At 65.7% G+C, this 1,331-nt stretch carries 2 protein-coding genes; both read left to right on the top strand.

What is annotated here, in order from left to right:
• The first annotated feature begins 38 nt into the window (after window positions 1-38).
• On the top strand, window positions 39-773 hold the full coding sequence (locus tag ACN4EK_RS32670) for a substrate-binding domain-containing protein (RefSeq protein WP_431662615.1): 735 nt from the start codon (window positions 39-41) through the stop codon (window positions 771-773).
• Between the two features lie 81 nt (window positions 774-854).
• Window positions 855-1,331, top strand: a 477-nt coding sequence (locus tag ACN4EK_RS32665; RefSeq protein WP_431662614.1) for a substrate-binding domain-containing protein, incomplete at its 3' end; no start/stop codon positions are given.

Here is a 1,331-nt window from a genome sequence, read left to right as displayed (position 1 = left end):
TCTTCGTCGGCAGCGTCAGATGTGTATAAGAGACAGCGGTGAACCTGTTCCGCGCCTGCGAGGAGGGCAACGTGCGGCGGGCCGTCGACCTCGCCAAGTCCGGCGTGAACGGATGCGACGTCAAGATCTCGAGCCTGCAGCCGAGCCGCCCCGTTCATGCGATCATCACGGCGCCCGGCTCGCACATCGATCGGCCCGCCCAGCTCGCGGACGTTCCGGTCGGCGTGAACTTCTTCGCGGGATCGCACTTCGCGGCCATCCGGCTGCTCGAAGGTTTCGTCGGGCGCTCGCGCGTCAACCTGCTCCATTACGGCGGCCCGGCGTCCCGCTTCGACGCGGTGCTGTCCGGGGAGGTCCCGGCGGCGGTCATCATGGAGCCCTACATCAGCCTTGCGGAGAAGCTCGGCGCGAACGTCATCGCTGAGGGCGTATTCGTGGCGACCGACATCGCCCGGGACGATCTCCCGCAGGAGGATCTCTCGGCGCTGTATCGGGCCCTGAACCGCGCTTCCGACTTCCTGAACGCCAGCGCCGACAACAAGCGCAGCTATCTGCGCTACCTGATCGCCGATATTCCGGACGGCTATCGCTGGGGTCGCCCCACCGCCGAGGACTTCCACCTGCCCCGGCTGAATTTCGGCCATACGCTTCCCTACGAGCGCAGCGAATTCGATCGCAGCCTGGAGATCCTCCAGGATTACGACCTCCTGGATTCAGGCGCGTCATATGGGTCGCTCGTGGATTCCCGCTCGCTGCAGCAGGTCAACGCGTGAGCGCGTGACGACGACCTCGCCTTCGGCCGGCGTCCCTCGCGGACGCTCGCCGCGGGCGAGGTCCACTTAGGAGATCGAACAATGGTCCGTCCCTCTCTCGCTCTCGCGGCGCTCTCGATGCTGGCGCCGCTCTCCGCATTTCCGGCTTCGGCGTCGGATCTTCCCACTTTGCGGATCGTCGTCTTCGCCGCGCCCTCCCAGAGCATCTGGATACCGTCGATCATCCAGGAGGCCGGCCTGGACCGGAAGCACGGGTTCGTGCTCGATGTCACGCCGAAACCCTCGCAGGTCGCCTATTCCGACTTCGCGACGGGCGCGGAGCGGGTCTGCTACTGCGCGAATCCGTCCGCCGTCGCGCGTTTCGTGCAGGAGGGGTCGGACATCACGCTCCTGTGGAACGTGTTCTCCCTCTCGTCGCTGATTTCGACCACGTCGCCCGACATCCGGGAGCCGAAAGACCTCGAAGGTCGGATCCTCGCCGCCGACACCACCACGGGCAGCTGGGCCATAACCAACTGGTGGCTGCAGCAGCACGGCGTCTGTCTCTTATACACATCT

This window comes from Pantanalinema rosaneae CENA516 (assembly GCF_050753385.1).
Taxonomy (GTDB): Bacteria; Cyanobacteriota; Cyanobacteriia; order Leptolyngbyales; family Leptolyngbyaceae; genus Pantanalinema; species Pantanalinema rosaneae.
This window is presented reverse-complemented; position numbering and strand designations above follow the sequence as displayed.